Source organism: Variovorax sp. OK212 (genome assembly GCF_900112425.1).
Classification (GTDB): domain Bacteria; phylum Pseudomonadota; class Gammaproteobacteria; order Burkholderiales; family Burkholderiaceae_C; genus Variovorax.
Window position 1 is genome coordinate 57,274 of the sequence record NZ_FOLP01000004.1, and the last position, 16,913, is coordinate 74,186.

Annotated in this window: 12 protein-coding genes; all 12 read left to right on the top strand. The window is 68.5% G+C overall.

Annotated elements, in window-relative coordinates:
- Positions 1-26: 26 nt before the first annotated feature.
- The 12 genes from tssA to BM004_RS14115 all read left to right on the top strand — a co-directional run bounded on the left by tssA (position 27) and on the right by BM004_RS14115 (position 16,902).
- Positions 27-1,196, top strand: a complete 1,170-nt coding sequence (tssA, locus tag BM004_RS14060) for a type VI secretion system protein TssA (RefSeq protein ID WP_256219899.1) — start codon at positions 27-29, stop codon at positions 1,194-1,196.
- An 81-nt stretch (positions 1,197-1,277) separates the two neighbouring features.
- Positions 1,278-1,847 carry a type VI secretion system contractile sheath small subunit gene (gene tssB / locus BM004_RS14065; RefSeq protein ID WP_093127988.1) on the top strand — a complete coding sequence of 190 codons (570 nt, stop codon included), beginning with the start codon at positions 1,278-1,280 and terminating at the stop codon, positions 1,845-1,847.
- A gap of 37 nt (positions 1,848-1,884) precedes the next feature.
- The gene (gene tssC / locus BM004_RS14070; RefSeq protein ID WP_093127987.1) at positions 1,885-3,393 is read left to right on the top strand and encodes a type VI secretion system contractile sheath large subunit; all 1,509 of its coding nucleotides are present in this window, start codon (positions 1,885-1,887) and stop codon (positions 3,391-3,393) included.
- Positions 3,394-3,440: 47 nt separating this feature from the next.
- Complete coding sequence (locus BM004_RS14075; protein WP_093127985.1) at positions 3,441-3,923, top strand: Hcp family type VI secretion system effector; 483 nt, start codon at positions 3,441-3,443, stop codon at positions 3,921-3,923.
- Between the two features lie 160 nt (positions 3,924-4,083).
- The gene (locus BM004_RS14080) at positions 4,084-4,911 is read left to right on the top strand and encodes a type VI secretion system accessory protein TagJ (protein ID WP_256219900.1); all 828 of its coding nucleotides are present in this window, start codon (positions 4,084-4,086) and stop codon (positions 4,909-4,911) included.
- Between the two features lie 8 nt (positions 4,912-4,919).
- Positions 4,920-5,447, top strand: coding sequence for a type VI secretion system baseplate subunit TssE (tssE, locus tag BM004_RS14085; RefSeq protein WP_093128130.1), 528 nt, complete (start codon positions 4,920-4,922; stop codon positions 5,445-5,447).
- A gap of 142 nt (positions 5,448-5,589) precedes the next feature.
- A complete protein-coding gene (gene tssF, locus BM004_RS14090) occupies positions 5,590-7,476 on the top strand; it encodes a type VI secretion system baseplate subunit TssF (RefSeq protein WP_093214213.1) in 1,887 nt (628 codons plus the stop codon).
- Positions 7,473-8,687: a type VI secretion system baseplate subunit TssG gene (tssG, locus tag BM004_RS14095; protein WP_093214216.1), complete on the top strand. Its 1,215-nt coding sequence runs from the start codon at positions 7,473-7,475 to the stop codon at positions 8,685-8,687. Before tssF ends, tssG begins: the two co-directional genes overlap by 4 nt.
- Positions 8,684-11,440 (top strand): type VI secretion system ATPase TssH, encoded by a 2,757-nt coding sequence (gene tssH / locus BM004_RS14100; RefSeq protein ID WP_093214219.1) that lies wholly within the window; start codon positions 8,684-8,686, stop codon positions 11,438-11,440. Before tssG ends, tssH begins: the two co-directional genes overlap by 4 nt.
- A 32-nt stretch (positions 11,441-11,472) precedes the next feature.
- Entirely contained in the window at positions 11,473-13,842 is a 2,370-nt protein-coding gene (locus BM004_RS14105; protein ID WP_093214221.1) for a type VI secretion system Vgr family protein, read from the top strand.
- A 71-nt stretch (positions 13,843-13,913) separates the two neighbouring features.
- Complete coding sequence (locus tag BM004_RS14110; protein WP_143072432.1) at positions 13,914-14,276, top strand: hypothetical protein; 363 nt, start codon at positions 13,914-13,916, stop codon at positions 14,274-14,276.
- A 7-nt stretch (positions 14,277-14,283) separates the two neighbouring features.
- Positions 14,284-16,902, top strand: a complete 2,619-nt coding sequence (locus tag BM004_RS14115) for a DUF2169 family type VI secretion system accessory protein (RefSeq protein ID WP_093214226.1) — start codon at positions 14,284-14,286, stop codon at positions 16,900-16,902.
- Positions 16,903-16,913 lie beyond the last annotated feature (11 nt).

A 16,913-nucleotide genomic window follows, 5' to 3' on the forward strand; every position in this document is an offset into this window, starting at 1 on the left:
ATTCAAAGCCTCTGCGTTGCACTCTGTTGCTGTTGACCGCGCTTCGCGTTCCCCTCAAGATAACTGTTGTTGACGAATGGTTAACTAGGGAGAAGAGGTTGTCGCAAAGCGAGATCGAACTATTGCAGTCGCCTGTAGACGGCCCGCTTGCGTGCGGTGAAGACCTCGAATACGACCCCGATTTCCTGGCGTTGCACCAAGCGACAACGGGCAAGCGCGAGCAGCAATTCGGCTCCACCATCATTCCCGCGGAGCCGCCCGACTGGGCCCGCGTGGAGCGCCTCGCCAAGCAGCTCTGCACCCGCACACGAGACCTTCGCGTGCTGGTGCCCCTCACATTGGCATGGACCGAGAACCGCGGCCTGCCGGGCTATGTCGACGGCCTGCGGCTGGTCGATGCGGTGCTGCAGAAATTCTGGGACGACGTGCATCCGCGCGTCGTCGACGACGGCTTCGAAGACCCGCTGCCGCGCATGAACGCGCTGGCCTCGTTGACCGAACCCGAAGGCCTCGGGCGCAGCGTGCGCGATGCGCGGCTGCTCGACGATGCAGGCACCTTGATGAGCCTGCGGCAGGTCGAGGCCCTGCTCGATTCGAGCAAGACCGACCACCAGATCGACTACCCCGGCGGCATCGGCCGCCTGAAGGACGCGGCGCGCCGCGCGCAGGACAAGTCCGCGGCGCCGGTGCTGGCGCTGCGCGGTGCGCTCGAGTACCTGCAGCGCATTCGCCAGACCTGCGAACGCGCGCTGGGACAGAACTGGGCGCCCGACTTCACGCGCCTGGAGAAGTCGCTGCGCAGCGTGGTCCAGCTGTTGCCCGAGCAGGCGCAGGCCGATGCGGGCGAAGCCATTCCATCCCACTCTGGAGCCGATCCGCAAGGCACGGACCAGGCCGCGCCGGTGGCGCAGGGCGCCGCCGCGGGCGCCTCAAATGGCGGTGTCGGCCTACGCACGGTACTTATTAAAGATATTGAAATATCCAATCGTGATGATGTGCAAGTCTTGTTGGAAAAAGCTTGCGACTACCTGGAGCGGGCGGAGCCCAGTCATCCGGCACCGATGTTGATAAGAAGGGCACAGCGGCTTCTGGACCTCAATTTCTTCCAGATCATCGAAGAGCTCGTGCCAGAGGGATTGCAAAAAATCGAGAGCCTTGCCGGGCGGCCTTTGAGCGGCGCGGCCAGCGGCGAATAAGCGGCGACGAACAGGCAACTGTCCGGCGCGGCAGGGAGAGGGGCGCGACCCCCACGCATTTCAGATTCAAGAGGAAGCTTTATGGCAGACAACCGTGTCAGAAACAGTGGTCAGAAGTTCATCGCGCGCAACCGCGCGCCGCGCGTGCAGATCGAGTACGACGTGGAGATCTACGGCAGCGAACGCAAGATCCAGCTGCCCTTCGTGATGGGCGTCATCGCCGACCTCGCGGGCAAGCAGGTGGACCCGATGCCCGATATCGCCGAGCGCGAGTTCATGGCGGTGGACATCGACAACTTCGACGAGCGCATGAAGTCCATCAAGCCGCGCGTGGCCTTCCAGGTGCCCAACACGCTCACGGGCGACGGCCAGATGAACGTCGACATCACCTTCGACAGCCTGGACGACTTCTCGCCCGCGCGCATCGCACGCCAGGTGGGCGCGCTGCAGCAGCTGCTCGAGGCCCGCACCGAGCTGGCGAACCTGCTGTCCTACATGGACGGCAAGAACGGCGCCGAGCAACTCATCGCGCAGGCGCTGCAGAACCCGGCGCTCCTGAAGTCGCTGGCGACGGCGCCGAACCCGGCCGTTGCCAAGGCCGTGGAAGCCGCGAACGAGAAGTCGGGTGCCTCCGGCACCGCTTCCGAGTGAGCGCGAGCAGCAGCAAGAGCAGCCAAGGAAAGCCATCATGAGCACCGCACCCCAGAAGACCGCCGCGCAGGCGCAGGCCACCGTCGAGGCGCTTGCGCCCAACGAGTTCTCCGACCTGCTGCAGCGCGAGTTCAAGCCCAAGACCGACCAGGCCCGCGAGGCGGTGGAAAACGCCGTCAAGACGCTGGCCGTGCAGGCGCTGGAAAGCACCGTCACCATCTCCAACGACGCCTACCGCACGGTGCAGGCCATCATCACGGAGATCGACCGCAAGCTCTCCGAGCAGATCAACCAGATCCTGCACCACGAAGACTTCCAGCAGCTCGAAGGCGCATGGCGCGGGCTGCACTACCTCGTGAACAACACCGAGACCGACGAGCAGCTGAAGATCCGCGTGATGTGCGCGTCCAAGCGCGAAGTGGCGCGCTCGCTCAAGCGCCACAAGGGCATCGGCTGGGACCAGAGCCCGCTGTTCAAGAAGATCTACGAAGCCGAGTACGGCCAGTTCGGCGGCGAGCCCTTCGGCGCGCTGATCGGCGACTTCCACTTCGACCACAGCCCGCCCGACGTCGAGATGCTCGCCGAGATGGCCAAGATCGCGGCCGCCGCGCACTGCCCGTTCATCGCGGGCGCGTCGCCCACGGTGATGCAGATGGACTCGTGGCAGGAACTGTCGAACCCGCGCGACCTCACCAAGATCTTCCAGAACACCGAGCACACCGCGTGGCGCTCGCTGCGCGACTCGGAAGACGCGCGCTACATCGGCCTGGCCATGCCGCGCTTCCTGGCGCGCCTGCCCTACGGCGCGCGCACCAACCCGGTGGACGAATTCGAGTTCGAGGAAGAGACCGACTCGGCCGCGCACAACCGCTACACCTGGGCCAACTCGGCCTACGCCATGGGCGTGAACATCAACCGCTCGTTCAAGCAGTACGGCTGGTGCACGTCGATCCGCGGCGTGGAGTCGGGCGGCGCGGTGGAGAACCTGCCCACCCACACCTTCCCCACCGACGACGGCGGCGTGGACATGAAGTGCCCGACCGAGATCGCCATCAGCGACCGGCGCGAGGCCGAGCTCGCCAAGAACGGCTTCATGCCGCTGGTGCACCGCAAGAACTCCGACTTCGCGGCCTTCATCGGCGCGCAGTCGCTGCAGCTGCCGGCCGAGTACTACGACGCCGACGCCACGGCCAACGCCAACCTGGCGGCACGCCTGCCGTACCTGTTCGCGTGCTGCCGTTTCGCGCACTACCTGAAGTGCATCGTGCGCGACAAGATCGGTTCGTTCCGCGAGCGCGAGGACATGGAGCGCTGGCTCAACGACTGGATCATGAATTACGTCGACGGCAGCCCCGGCACGTCGTCGCAGGACACGAAGGCGATGAAGCCGCTGGCGGCGGCCGAGGTCCAGGTGGAAGCCATCGAGGACAACCCGGGCTACTACGCCGCCAAGTTTTTTCTCCGGCCGCACTATCAGCTCGAAGGGCTGACGGTGTCGTTGCGGCTGGTTTCGAAGCTGCCATCCAACAAGAAGGACAGCAGCTAGTTCAACAGTGTCCCGAATCCGGGCACAAATAACTTTGGGGGTTAATCATGGCAGTAGACATGTTCATGCGCGTCGAGGGCGCAAACGGCGAATCCAAGGACTCGAACCACAAGGACTGGACGGATATCAAGTCGTTTGCCTGGGGAGCGACGCAGCCTGGAAACATGGTCAGCGGCGGTGGCGGCGGTGTGGGCAAGGCGAGCTTCAATGACCTGCAGGTGCTCGCGCGCATCGACAAGGCGGCACCGTCCGTCATGAAGAACTGCGCCAGCGGCAAGCACCTGGCGAAGATCGAAGTGTCGGTGTGCAAGGCAGGCGGCTCGCAGATCGAATACACGCGCGTCACGCTCGAGGAAGTGCTGGTCACCTCGGTGCAGTACACGGCCGAACAAGGCTCCGACGCCGTGTTCGTGCAGTACGCCTTCCAGGCCGCGAAGGTGAAGCAGCAGTACTGGGAACAGACCGACAAGGGCGGCAAGGGCGCCGAGACGGTCCTGGGCTGGAACATCAAGGAAAACAAGGAAGCCTGATTTCCTTTTTCCGATGCGCGGCCGGCCCCCGGGCCGGCCGCGATGTTTTCCCGACGGCCTTCGCGGCCGTCCTTCGCACACCGGCCTTTCGCGCCGTGTGCCAGTCAGTCAGCGAGGAAGCTTCATGGGAGATGGGTTTGCAGTGCTGGGAGAACGCTCCGTGGCCGAGCACACCGAATGGGTACAGCGGCAGATCCGCGCCAGTCCCCAGAACGCCAGCCTGCGTCTTGCCCTGTGCCACTTCCTTGCGCTTCGCGGCGAGTGGCAACGCGCCGAAGACCAGCTCAAGCTGGCCACCAAGCTCGACCCCACCTTCACGCCCGCGAGCGTGACCTGTTCGATGGCGCTCGCAGGTGAGCGCCATCGCGCCGATTTCTGGTCCGGCGGACGCGCGCCCGCCATCCTGGGCGGCAACGCCGACTGGGTCGAGCAGCTGATCGCCGCCGCGGCACTGCCCGCCGAACGCGCCGTGGAAGCCGCCGCGCTGCGCGAGACCGCGCGCCAAGCCGCACCCGCGCTGCAGGGCGCACTGACCAGCGTCGACCGTTCCGATGCGCGCGCCGTGCAGGCGCTGGACGGCGAGCCCGTGGAGCGCAGCGACTTCGGCTGGCTGTGCGACGGCGACGTGCGCATCGGCCCCGTGCTGGAGCTGCTCACGCCGTCGGGCTACGCCTGGCTGCCGCTGCCCGAGGTGCGCCGCATCAAGTTCTCGCGTCCGCAGCACCTGGTCGACCTGCTGTGGGCGCCCGCCGAGATCGAGCTGCACGACGGCCGCGCGCTCAACGGGCTGGTGCCCGTGCGCTACCCGGGCAGCCTCGAAGGCCTGGACGACGAGACCACGCTGGGCCGCCGCACCGACTGGCTGCCGCTGGCCGGCGAGGAGCAGTACGCGGGCCTGGGCCAGCGCACGCTGATCAGCGAGGCCGGCGACCATTCGCTGCTCGACCTGCGGCTGGTCGAATTCACGCGGGAGGCCGACCCCGCATGAGCGCGATGATGGACATGGACGGCGACCAGCAGGAAAGCGTTGCGCGCGACCGGCTGCAGCCGGTGCTGCTCGACCGCCTGACCGACACCACGCCGCAGACGCGCCAGGAGCGCGCGGGCGCGTTCCTCATGAGCGGCAAGCTGCTGCGCGACTCGGTGCTGCGCGACCTGCAGTGGCTGCTGAACACCGCCAACTTCGGCGCCGACCACGACATCAACGCCATGCCGCGCGCGCGCCGCTCGGTGCTGAACTACGGCGTGCGCGGCTGGGCCGGCGGACGCATGTCGGAGGTCGACTTCGCCGACGTCGAGGCCGCCATCCGCGCGGCCATCATCGACTTCGAGCCGCGCATCATGAAGGACAGCATCGACGTGCGCTGCGTGACCGACGCGGGCGACCTCGAGCACCACAACCTGCTCGCGCTGGAGATCCGCGGCACGCTGTGGTCGGTGCCGTACCCGATCGAGTTCATCCTGCGCTCCGAGCTGGACCTGGAAAGCGGGCACATGGTGCTGCGGCCGACGGGAGGGCTTTGATGCGGCGCGGCGTTCCAGTGACTCCCCGGTCTTCGATTCGAGGAACACCGTGGAACCGGCCTTGCCTGGCCACGGGTGTTGCCCCCGGTGAGGCGGCAGGAGCAGCGACACGAAGTGCGCGAAGCCTGGGGGAGAGTCACTGATGGACGCCAAGCTCCTCGACTACTACAACCGCGAGCTCACGTACATGCACGAGCTCGGTGCCGAGTTCGCGCAGCGCTACCCGAAGATCGCGGGGCGCCTGGGCATGCGCGGCATCGAGGTCAGCGACCCGTATGTGGAGCGCCTGCTCGAAGGCTTCAGCTTTCTCACCGCGCGCATCCAGCTGAAGATGGACGCGGAGTTTCCGCGCTTCTCGCAGCGGCTGCTCGAGGTGGTGTACCCCAACTTCCTGGCGCCGCTGCCCGCCATGGCCGTGGTGCAGATCGACGGCAACCTCAACGAAGGTTCGCTGAAGGCCGGCTACGAACTGCCGCGCCACACCATCCTGCGCGGTCGCATGATCAAGGGCGAGCAGACGGCCTGCGAGTTCCGCACCGGCCACGCCGTCACGCTGTGGCCCATCCGCATCGCCGAGGCCGGCATCGGCCCGGTGCCGGCGGACATCGCGCATGCCATGCCCGTGGTCGCGCGCCAGGCCAGGAGCGCCATCACCATCAAGCTCGAGGCGGTGGGCGGCGCGCGCTTTGCCGACATGCCGCTGGACCGGCTCGAGTTCTTCCTGTCGGGTGCCGAGCTGCATGCGCTGCGGGTGCTCGAGCTCGCGACGCACCACGGCGTGGGTGTCGTGTGCCGCAGCGGCCCTGGTGCAGGTGGTGCGGGCGGTGGTGCGCGCATCGTGCCGCTGGGCGACGATGCCATCAAGCATGAGGGCTTCGACCCCGACCAGGCGCTGCTGCCCTACGACGCGCGCTCGTTCCAGGGCTACCGCCTGCTGCACGAGTACTTCGCGTTCCCCGACCGCTACCTGTTCTTCAGCGTGAACAAGCTGCGAGCGGCGGCCTCGGCCATGGGCGGCACCACGATGGAGATCGTGATCCTGCTCGACCGTGCCGACGCCGACCTCGAACGGCTGGTGGACGCCAAGCACTTCTCGCTGTTCTGCACGCCCATCATCAACCTCGTGCCGCGCCGCAGCGACCGCATCCCGGTGGGGCCGGGCCAGCACGAGCACCATGCGGTGATCGACCGCACGCGGCCGCGCGACTTCGAGATCTTCACCGTCGAGCGCGTCACCGGCCACATGGCCAACGGCTCGGAGGAGCGCGAGTTTCGGCCCTTCCTCGGCTCGTTCGCGGCCGACGACGGCGACTTCGGCGCCTACTTCTCGCTGCGCCGCGAGCCTCGCCTGGTGTCCGACCGCGCGCGGGCCCAAGGCACGCGCACCAGCTACACGGGCAGCGAGGTCTACGTGTCGCTGGTGGACCAGCAAGACGCGCCGTTCCCGCACACGCTGCGCCACATCACGCTGGACGCGCTGTGCACCAACCGCGACCTGCCGCTGCTGCTGCCGACCGGGCTCGAGTCGGACTTCACGCTGCGCGTGTCGGCGCCGGTGCGCTCCATCCGCATCCTGCGCGGGCCTTCGCGGCCGTACCCCGCGCTGGCCGAAGGCGCGCTCACCTGGCGCCTCATCAGCCACCTGGGCCTGAACTACCTGAGCCTCACCGACGTCGATGCCGCGCAGGGCGCCTCGGCACTGCGCGAAATGCTCGACCTGTACGGCAACCTCGCCGACCCGTCGGTGCGCCGCCAGATCCAGGGCGTGCGCTCGATGGCGCTGGCGCCGGTGTTCCGCCGCCTGCCCGAGCCGGGCCCGATCGTGTTCGGCCGCGGCGTGGAGATCGCGCTGAAGATCGACGAGGTCGCCTTCTCGGGCGCGAGCCCTTACCTGTTCGGCGCCGTGCTGGAGCAGTTCTTCAGCAGGCACGTGTCGCTCAATGCGTTCACCGAGTTCGCGCTGTCGAGCCTGCAGCGCGGCGAGATCGCGCGCTGGACGCCGCGCGTGGGACGCCGCCCCGCCGTATGAGCGAAGCGGGCTTCACCGACGGCATGCAGGCCACGCCGGCCGAAGACGGCGAGCTGGCGGTGGACGCGGCCGAGCGCCGCGGCGCCGCGCCATATGCGCCACACGCACCATACGCGCAAGGCAGCACGCCGGCCGCGCCGCCGCGCGGCGTGCCGCAAGCCGACCCCGTGCTCTGGGCCCGGCTGGTCGAGCAGCCCTTCGAGCACGACCTGTTCATGCTGCTGCGCCGCCTCGACGCGCAGGGCGGCCACCCGCTGCTGGGCCGCGCGCCGCGTCCGGTCGACGAGCCGCTGCGGCTGGGGCAGGAGCCCTCGATGGCGTTCGCGCCGTCGAACGTGTCGGGCGTGGACGTCGATGGCGACGGCCCGCCGCGCATCTCGATCTACGGCTTCGGCCTGTTCGGCCCCAACGGCCCGCTGCCGCTGCACCTGACCGAGTACGCGCGCGAGCGCAAGCGCCACCACGCCGACGACACCCTCAGCGCGTTCGCCGACCTGTTCCATCACCGGCTCATTCTGCTGTTCTACCGGGCCTGGGCCGACGCCCAATCGGTCAACAGCCTGGACCGCCCCGACGGCCACCGCTTCGTCGACTACGTGGCCAGCCTCATGAACATGGGGCAGCCCGGCCTGAAGGAGCGCGACCGCATCGCCGACCATGCGCGCACCTTCATGGCCGGCCATCTCGTGCGCCAGACGCGCAACCCCGAGGGCCTGATCCAGATCCTCAAGCTCTACTTCGACGTGCCCGTGCGCGTCGAGGAATTCGTGAGCGACTGGGTGATGATCGACGAGCGCGAGGTCAGCCGGCTCGGCCTGTTCGGGCGCAACAACCGGCTCGGCGGCGGCGCCACCATCGGCCTGGCCGTGCGCGACGCGCAGAGCAAGTTCCGCCTCGAGCTCGGGCCGCTCTCGCAGGAGGAGTTCCGCGAGTTCCTGCCCGGCAGCAAGCGGCTGCAGCAGGTGGTCGACTGGGTGCGCCAGTACGTGGGCATCGAGTTCGCGTGGGAGCTGCGCCTGGTGCTCAAGAAGCAGGACGCGCGCCCCACCCAGCTTGGCGGCAGCCAGCGCCTGGGCTGGGGCAGCTGGCTCGGCACGCGCCTGGCGGACACCGACGCCGGCGACATGGTGTTCCAGCCCGAAGCATTGTTTTCCCGTTCCGCATCGGCGGCACCCGCTGCCGCATCCGCATCTTCTTCCATGGGTTTATGACCGACATCCGCCGCGTCTCTCTGTTCTCCAAGCTCAACCCGATGCTCTACAAGGCATTGGAAACCGCCACCGCGTTCGCCAAGCTGCGCGGCAACGCGTATGTCGAACTCGTGCACTGGCTGCACCAGATCCTGCAGCTGCAGGACAGCGACATGCTGCGCATCATCAAGCGCGCGGGCCTGAACCTCGACGCGGTCGAGCAGGACATGGTGCGCGCGCTCGACCGGCTGCCGCACGGCGCCACCTCGATCAGCGACATCTCCGAGCACGTCGACAACGCGGTCGAACGTGCATGGGTCTACGCCAGCCTGCGCTTCGAGGCCACCTCGATCCGCGGCGCCTACCTGCTGGCCGGCATCATCAAGACGCCGGGCCTGCGGCAGGTGCTCTCGGGCATCTCGCGCGAGTTCGACAAGATCGTGCCCGACGTGCTGGTGGCGCAGCTCGCGCCCTGGACCGAAGGCTCGCCCGAAGACGACTTCGATGCCACGCCCAGCGCCGGCGCCGCAGCAGGCGCACCCGCCATTTCGCACCAGGGCGACGGCCCCGCGGCCGGCGGCTCGGCGCTGGCCAAGTACGCGAGCGACCTCACCGCCAAGGCGCGCGCGGGCGAGCTCGACCCGGTGTACGGCCGCGACGACGAGATCCGCCAGATCATCGACATCCTCATGCGCCGCCGGCAGAACAACCCGCTGCTCACCGGCGAGGCCGGCGTGGGCAAGACGGCGGTGGTCGAAGGGCTGGCTTCGCGCCTGGCCTCGGGCGACGTGCCGCCCTCGCTGAAGGACGTGTCGCTGTGGGTGCTCGACCCCACGCTGCTGCAGGCCGGCGCGGGCGTGAAGGGCGAGTTCGAGCAGCGCCTGCGCCAGGTGATCGACGAGGTCGAGAAGAGCCCCAGGCCCATCGTGCTGTTCGTCGACGAGGTGCACACGCTGGTGGGCGCGGGCGGCACGGCCGGCACCGGCGATGCGGCCAACCTGCTCAAGCCGGCGCTCGCACGCGGACGGCTGCGCACCATCGGCGCCACCACCTGGTCGGAGTACAAGAAGTACATCGAGAAAGACCCGGCGCTCACGCGGCGCTTCCAGACCATCCAGGTGCACGAGCCCACCGAGCCCAAGGCCGTGATCATGCTGCGCGGCATCTCGGCCGAGCTGGAGAAGCACCACGGTGTGCTCATTCTCGACGCCGCGCTCGAGGCGGCCGTGAGCCTGTCGCACCGCTACATTCCCGCGCGCCAGCTGCCCGACAAGGCCGTGAGCCTGCTCGACACGGCGTGCGCGCGCGTGGCATTGAGCCAGCATGCGCTGCCCGCGGCCATCGAAGACCTGCAGCGGCGCATCGAGGTACTGAACATCGAGTCGGGCATCGCGGGGCGCGAGGCCGCCATCGGCGTGGGCGAGCACCAGCGCGTGGAAGACATCGCGGCCCTGGTCGCGCAGGCACGGGCCGAGCTCGCGCTGCTGGAGGCACGGCGCGTGGAAGAAAGCGCGCTGGTCGAGCGCATCGTGGCATTGCGCAAACTGCTGTCGCCGGCGGCGGTGCCGGTGCAGGCCGAAGCACCGGGCGATGGAAAGAGCGAGGCCGATGAAGCGCGCGAGGCCGATGAAGAGAGCAAGGCCGACGTGCCACCGGTCGAACCCGCGCGCCCGCCCGAAGACATCCGCGCCGAACTCGACGACGCGCAGGACAAGCTCGTGCAGCTGCAGGGCGAGTCGCCGCTGATCCTCGCGGCGGTGGACGCGCAGGCCATCGCCACCGTGGTGGCCGACTGGACCGGCATTCCCATCGGCCGCATGGTGCGCGACGACGCGCAGTCGGTGCTCAAGCTCGGCGAGATCCTGTCGGCGCGCGTGGTCGCGCAGCCCGATGCGCTGGAGACCATCTCGCGGCGCATCCGCACCGCACGCGCGCGGCTGGACAACCCCAACAAGCCGGTCGGCGTGTTCCTGCTGTGCGGCCCCTCGGGCGTGGGCAAGACCGAGACCGCGCTGGCGCTGTCGGAGGCGCTGTACGGCGGCGAGCAGAACCTCGTCACCATCAACATGAGCGAGTTCCAGGAGTCGCACACCGTCTCCACGCTGAAGGGTGCGCCGCCCGGCTACGTGGGCTACGGCGAAGGCGGCGTGCTCACCGAGGCCGTGCGCCGCCGGCCCTACAGCGTGGTGCTGCTCGACGAGATCGAGAAGGCCCACACCGACGTGCACGAGATCTTCTTCCAGGTGTTCGACAAGGGCTGGATGGAAGACGGCGAGGGCCGCCACATCGACTTTCGCAACACCGTGATCATCATGACCTCCAACGTCGGCACCGACCTGGTCATGCAGCTGTGCGAAGACCCGAGCCTGCGCCCCGACCCCGAACCGCTGGCCACCGCGTTGCGCGAGCCGCTGCTCAAAGTGTTCGCGCCCGCGCTGCTGGGCCGCCTGGTTGTAGTGCCTTATTACCCGTTGCACGCAGAGGCGTTGCATCGCATCATCCGACTCCAGCTCGATCGCATCGCGGCGCGCCTGCAGGCGAACCACGGCATTGCATTGGCTTACAACGACAGCGCCGTCGAACTGGTCGCGCGGCGCTGTACGGCCATAGAGTCGGGTGGACGGATGATCGATGCGATCCTCACGCACACCATCCTTCCGCGATTGAGCGAGGAAGTCATCGGCGCCACCGTGAGTGCGCGCAAGCTCGCCGCGGTGCAGCTGAGCGCCGCCGGAGACGACTTTCATTACGAATTTTCTGAGGCCGAACGCTGATGCGAGAGGCAAGCCAAGAAAGGGAGTAGCCCATGGACCGTGTCGTCAAAGCCCATACGCCGCTTGGAGAAGAGCAGCTGATGTTCCGTTCGATGAACGGCACGGAAGGCCTGTCGCAGCTGTTCGAGTTCGAGGTCGACCTGCTGAGCCCGAGCGCCACGATCGACATGCAGTCGGTGTTGGGCAAGCCGCTGTCGCTCGAGATCCAGACGGCCGGCGCGCCGCGCTTCCTGAGCGGGCAGGTGGTGCGCTTCTCGATGATCGGGCGCGAGGGCCGCACCTCGCGCCACACGGTCTACCGCGCCACCGTGCGCCCCTGGCTCTGGTACCTGACGCGCACGAGCGGCTACCGCATCTTCCAGAACAAGACCGTGGTCGAGATGCTCGAGGAGGTGTTCGCCGACTACAACTTCGCCTTCGAGAAGAAGCTCACCGCCTCGTACCGGCAGTGGGAGCATTGCGCGCAGTACAACGAGAGCGACTTCGCATTCGTCAGCCGGCTCATGGAGCTGGAAGGCATCTACTACTACTTCAAGCATGAGCAGAACCAGCACACGCTGGTGCTGGCGGACGACATCGGCGCGCACGATCCGATGCCCGGCTACGAAACCATCGACTGCTTCGCGTCCGACCGCGATGTGACGCAGGACATCGAGGTGATCGACGACTGGCGCGTGACCGGCGAGGTGCGCACCGGCCGCTACACGGTGGACGACTTCAACTTCAGCACGCCGGGCAGCGACCTGACGACCGTGCGCGCCCAGCCGCAACCGCACGATCACGCCGACTACGAGATGTACGAGTGGCTGGGCGAGTTCACGAATCCGGGCGAAGGCGAGCACTACGCGCGCGTGCGGCTCGAGGAGGTGCAGGCGCTGGGCGACCGCAGCGAAGGCCACGCCACCGTGCGCGGCATGGCGCCCGGCTACAAGTTCACGATGCGGAGTTCGCCGCGCCCGGACGACAACCGCGAGTACCTGATCGTGTCGGTGGTGTATGCGCTGCGCGAGGGCGGCTACGCCACGGGCGCCGAGCCGGGCGAGTACAGCTTCGCCTTCGCGGTGCAGCCCACGTCGCTGCCGTATCGCGCGCCCCGCGTCACGGACGTGCCGCGCACCAGCGGTCCGCAGACGGCCGTGGTGGTGGGCCCCGAGGGCGAGGAGATCTGGACCGACCAGTACGGCCGCGTGAAGGTGCAGTTCCGCTGGGACCGCAGCGGCCGGCGCAACGAGAACTGCTCGTGCTTCGTGCGCGTGTCGCAGGTGTTCGCGGGCGACGGCTTCGGCACGGTGTTCACGCCGCGCATCGGGCAGGAGGTGATCGTCGACTTCATCGGCGGCCACGCCGACCGCCCCATCATCACAGGGCGCGTGTACAACCCGCGCCACATGCCGCCCTTCTCGCTGCCGGGCGAGGACACCAAGAGCGGGCTGGTCACGCGCTCCACGCCGGGCGGTTCGGCGGCCACGGCGAACTCGCTGGTGTTCGAGGACAAGATGGGCGCCGAGTTCGTGGCGCTGCATGCCGAGCGCAACCTCGACGTGTCGGTCGAGGCCGACGAGACGCACGACACGGGCGGCTCCCGCACCACGGTGATCACCGGGCACGAGTCGGCCACCTACAAGTCGGGCGAGGAGCGCCACATCACCGAAGGCGCGGTGGAGACCATCGACGGCGGCGAGACGCGAACCGTCACCGGCGGTGCCGTCGAGTCGGTCTCGGGCAGCGAGACGCGCACCATCACCGAAGGCGCGAGCGAGACCGTCATCGGTGGCCAGCAGCGCGCGGTGCTGGGCGGAAAGAACCAGCTGATCATCGGCGGCGTGGTGGAAACCAACCTCGGGCCGTTCAGCGAACTGACGGTCGGGCCGGTGATCGACACCACCATCGGGCCGGTGATCGAGACCGTCTTCGGCACGTCGACGCGCACCGTCACCAGCGCCACCACCGACACCCTGCAGTCGACGCTGACGGAGAACATCACGGGCAACCACACCAGCACCGTGAGCGGCGGCGACTACATCGGCAAGGCGAAGAACATCAAGATCGACGCCACGGCCGGCAACATCGACATCACGGCGCCGGCCACCATCACCATCCAGGGCACGCACCTCTACCTGAAGCACAGCGCCTTCCAGTGGGACTACGCGCCGGTGAAGGGCGCGTCCTCGTGGGCCAGCGTGGTGGCGAACGGCGCCACCAGCTTCTCGTCGGGGGTGTCGAATTCCAACCTGGGCCTGGCGCTCAACTTCTCGGGCGCGGGCTTCGAACTCTTCGGCGCCAAGGAGTCGCTGGGTGGCTTTACCAGCACGCAGGCTGCGTTCAAGGAGGACAACTGGGGCGCGGACATCAACACCTTCGGCCTGGCCTCGCGCATCGGCATGCTGTTCAGCTTCTTCTAGGTCCCCTGCGCGGGCGCAGGTCCGCGCAGGCCCGGTGACACGCATTGTTCAACGACAAAAACTACCTCCTCGTGCTCCTGGTCCCCGTCGTGGTGATCGTGGTGTTCGGCTCGGTCCTGCTTGCCGTGGGCAGGTACATGGGCCAGCGCGCGCGCGAGGCCCGCGCGGTGACCCATCTGGTGGGGCCGGGCATCGCCTCGACGGCCGAGGTGCTCGAGGTGCAGGACACCGGCCTTCGCAACCATCGCATCTACATCCTCGTGCGCCTTCGCCTGGCCGTGCGCGGCACGGCGGACTTCGGCGCCTTCGAGGCCGAGACGCTGGCGGCGATCTCGCCGGTGCAGATCCCCGAGTTCGCGCGCGGCAAGGAGATCCGCGTGAAGGTCGACGCCACGCAGCGCAGCCGCGTGGTGATCGACCAGCCCATCCGGTGACAGGCCCTTGAAGACCATCAAGCCCTTCCGCCTCGGCATCCTGACCCGGCCCTACCGTTGGCGGGGCGGCGACAAGCTGGGCGTGGCGGTCATGGGCATGGCCAGCCTGGAGGACACCCCGCTGCTGATGGCCGACCAGGAGCTCTGGCAGACCATGGCCGAAGAGATCGACCCCGGCGGCGTGCTCGACCTGGGCGTGCCGAAGGCGGCGCCCGAGATGCTCGTGAGCGGCCACTGTTACACCGCGCACCAGGAAGAAAAAAGGGCCGCCGCGGTGCGCGTGCACGTGGGCGGCATCGACAAGACGCTCACCGTCTTCGGCGAACGCTACTGGCTCGACGGGCGCATCACGCTGCCCGCGCCGTTCGAATCCATGCGCGTGGACTGGAGTCATGCCTACGGCGGCGCGGACGTGGCGCAGAACCCGCTCGGCATGGGCAGTGCCGACGAGATCGTCAACGGCCTCAAGGTGCGCCGGCTGCCGCACGTGGAGATGCCGGGCCGGGGCAGCGTCGCGCCGGGCCAGCCGGCGGCGAGCGCGGGCTTCGGCGCCTTGATGCCGCATTGGCCCCAGCGCATGGCGCTGATGGGCACCGACTATGGCGATGCATGGCTGCAGAACGACTTCCCCGGCTTTGCCAGCGACATGGACTGGGCCTATTTCAACGCGGCACCGCCCGACCAGCGGTGGGCCGGCGCGCAGGAGGTGCCGAGCGGCGCGGCCTACGAGATCTGGAACATGCACCCCACGCAGGCGGTGCTCGCCGGGCGCCTGCCCGACTGGCGCGCGCGCTGCTTCTCCAGCTTCCACGAGGACGGCGGCGAGCTCTGCGAGGCGGCGCTGCGCCTGACGACGGTGTGGTTCGTGCCGCACCTGCGGCGCGCGGTGCTGATCTGGCACGGCAGCTTCGACATTGCGCAGGACGACGCCGCGGACATGAAGCACATCATGCCGGCGCTCGAGCTGGCCGACGCGCCGCGGGCGCTGTCGCACTACCAGGAGGTGCTGCAGCGGCGCATCGATCCGCGCACCGCGGTCCATGTGCTGCGCGACAGCGACCTGGTGCCGCGTTCCGTGTTCGGGCCCTGGCCCGCGGCGCAGTTGCCCGACCGCCGTTCGGGCCCGCTGGCGAGCAACATGCGCGCCGGCGCCTTGCGCGAGCGAGAACGCCGCAGCGCCGAACTGCAGGCGCAGGGACTCGACCCGTCGCTGTACCTGCCCGCCGACGAACCGCACGAGGTGCCCACGGACATCGACGACCTGGCCGAGTTCAGCGAGCGCAAGAAGAAGGAGATGGCTGCGCAGCGCGAGAAGCTGGAGGCCGACGACAGGGCGCTCAAGGCACGCGTGCTGTCCGATCCGCTCGTGGCCGAGGATGTGCGGGAGGAGTCCGCGCAGGCGCACCGTTTCGACCTGCACGACGCGCTGCGCGACTTCCGCCGCGCCGAACGGCGGGCCGAGGCCACGGGTGCGGCGGTCGACATCGACAAGGAACGCGGCGCCACGCCCCTGTTTTCGGCGCCGGTGAAGCAGGGCATGCTGGAGCGCATGCGCGACGGCCATCTGCATGCCGCGCACCTGTCGGCGCCCGCACCGGCGGCGCGTTCATTCCGCTCCGGCAAGATGCGCCGCCGGCTCGAGGCCGCGCCGCCCGGTGCGCGCCATTTCGCGCGCATGAACTTCACCGGCATCGACCTCTCGGGCATGGACCTGCGCGGCGCCGACTTCACGCAGGCGCTGCTGGAAGACGCCAACCTCGAAGGCGCGCTGCTCGACGACTGCAATTTCACGCGCGCGGTGATGGCCCGCGCACGGCTGGACGGCGCGTCGATGGCGCGGGCCCGGCTGGACCATGCCAACCTGGGTGGGGCGCACTGCACGCGCACCGTGCTGGCCGGTGCCAGCCTGCTGCGCACCAACTGCCAGAAGACGGTCTTCTCGGGCTGCGACCTGTCGGACGCGCGCTTCGAACAGGTCCGCCTGCACGAAAGCCGCTTCGAGGCCTGCGACCTGAGCCGCTCGCAATGGGCGCAGGTGGTGTTCATGGAGATGACGCTGTCGAACCTCCGCTTCGACGCGGCGCGCTTCAAGCAGACGGTCTGGATCAAGTGCACGCTGGCCGACGTGTCGTATGCGGGCGCCAGCCTGCAGCAGTGCGGCTTCACCGCCTCGCGCGGCGACCAGGGCCTAGATTTCTCGATGGCGACGCTCGTGGCCTGCAGCTTCGCGCACGAAAGCTCCTTTGCCGGCGCCGTGTTCCGCGGCGCGCAGGCCAGGCAGTGCGGGCTTCGCGGCACCGCGCTGCCCGGCGCCGACCTGTCGGGCGCGCGGCTGGAAGGCTGCGACTTTTCCGAATGCGACCTGCGCCAGGCCAATCTCGATCTCGTGGTGGCGGGCGAGAGCCTCTTCGTGCGAACCGATTTCACCGGTGCGACGCTGCGCGGGGCCAACCTGATCGATGCCAACCTGTCGAAGAGCCTGCTGCCGATGGCGGACCTGAGCCGCGCGAACCTGTTTCGCGCCGACGTCTCGCAGACGCTGGTCGACCCGGCCACGCGCATCGACGGGGCCTATACGCACCACGCGAAGACGCGGCCGGTCCGCCGCGACGCGCCACAGCCCTGAAGCGAACGCCC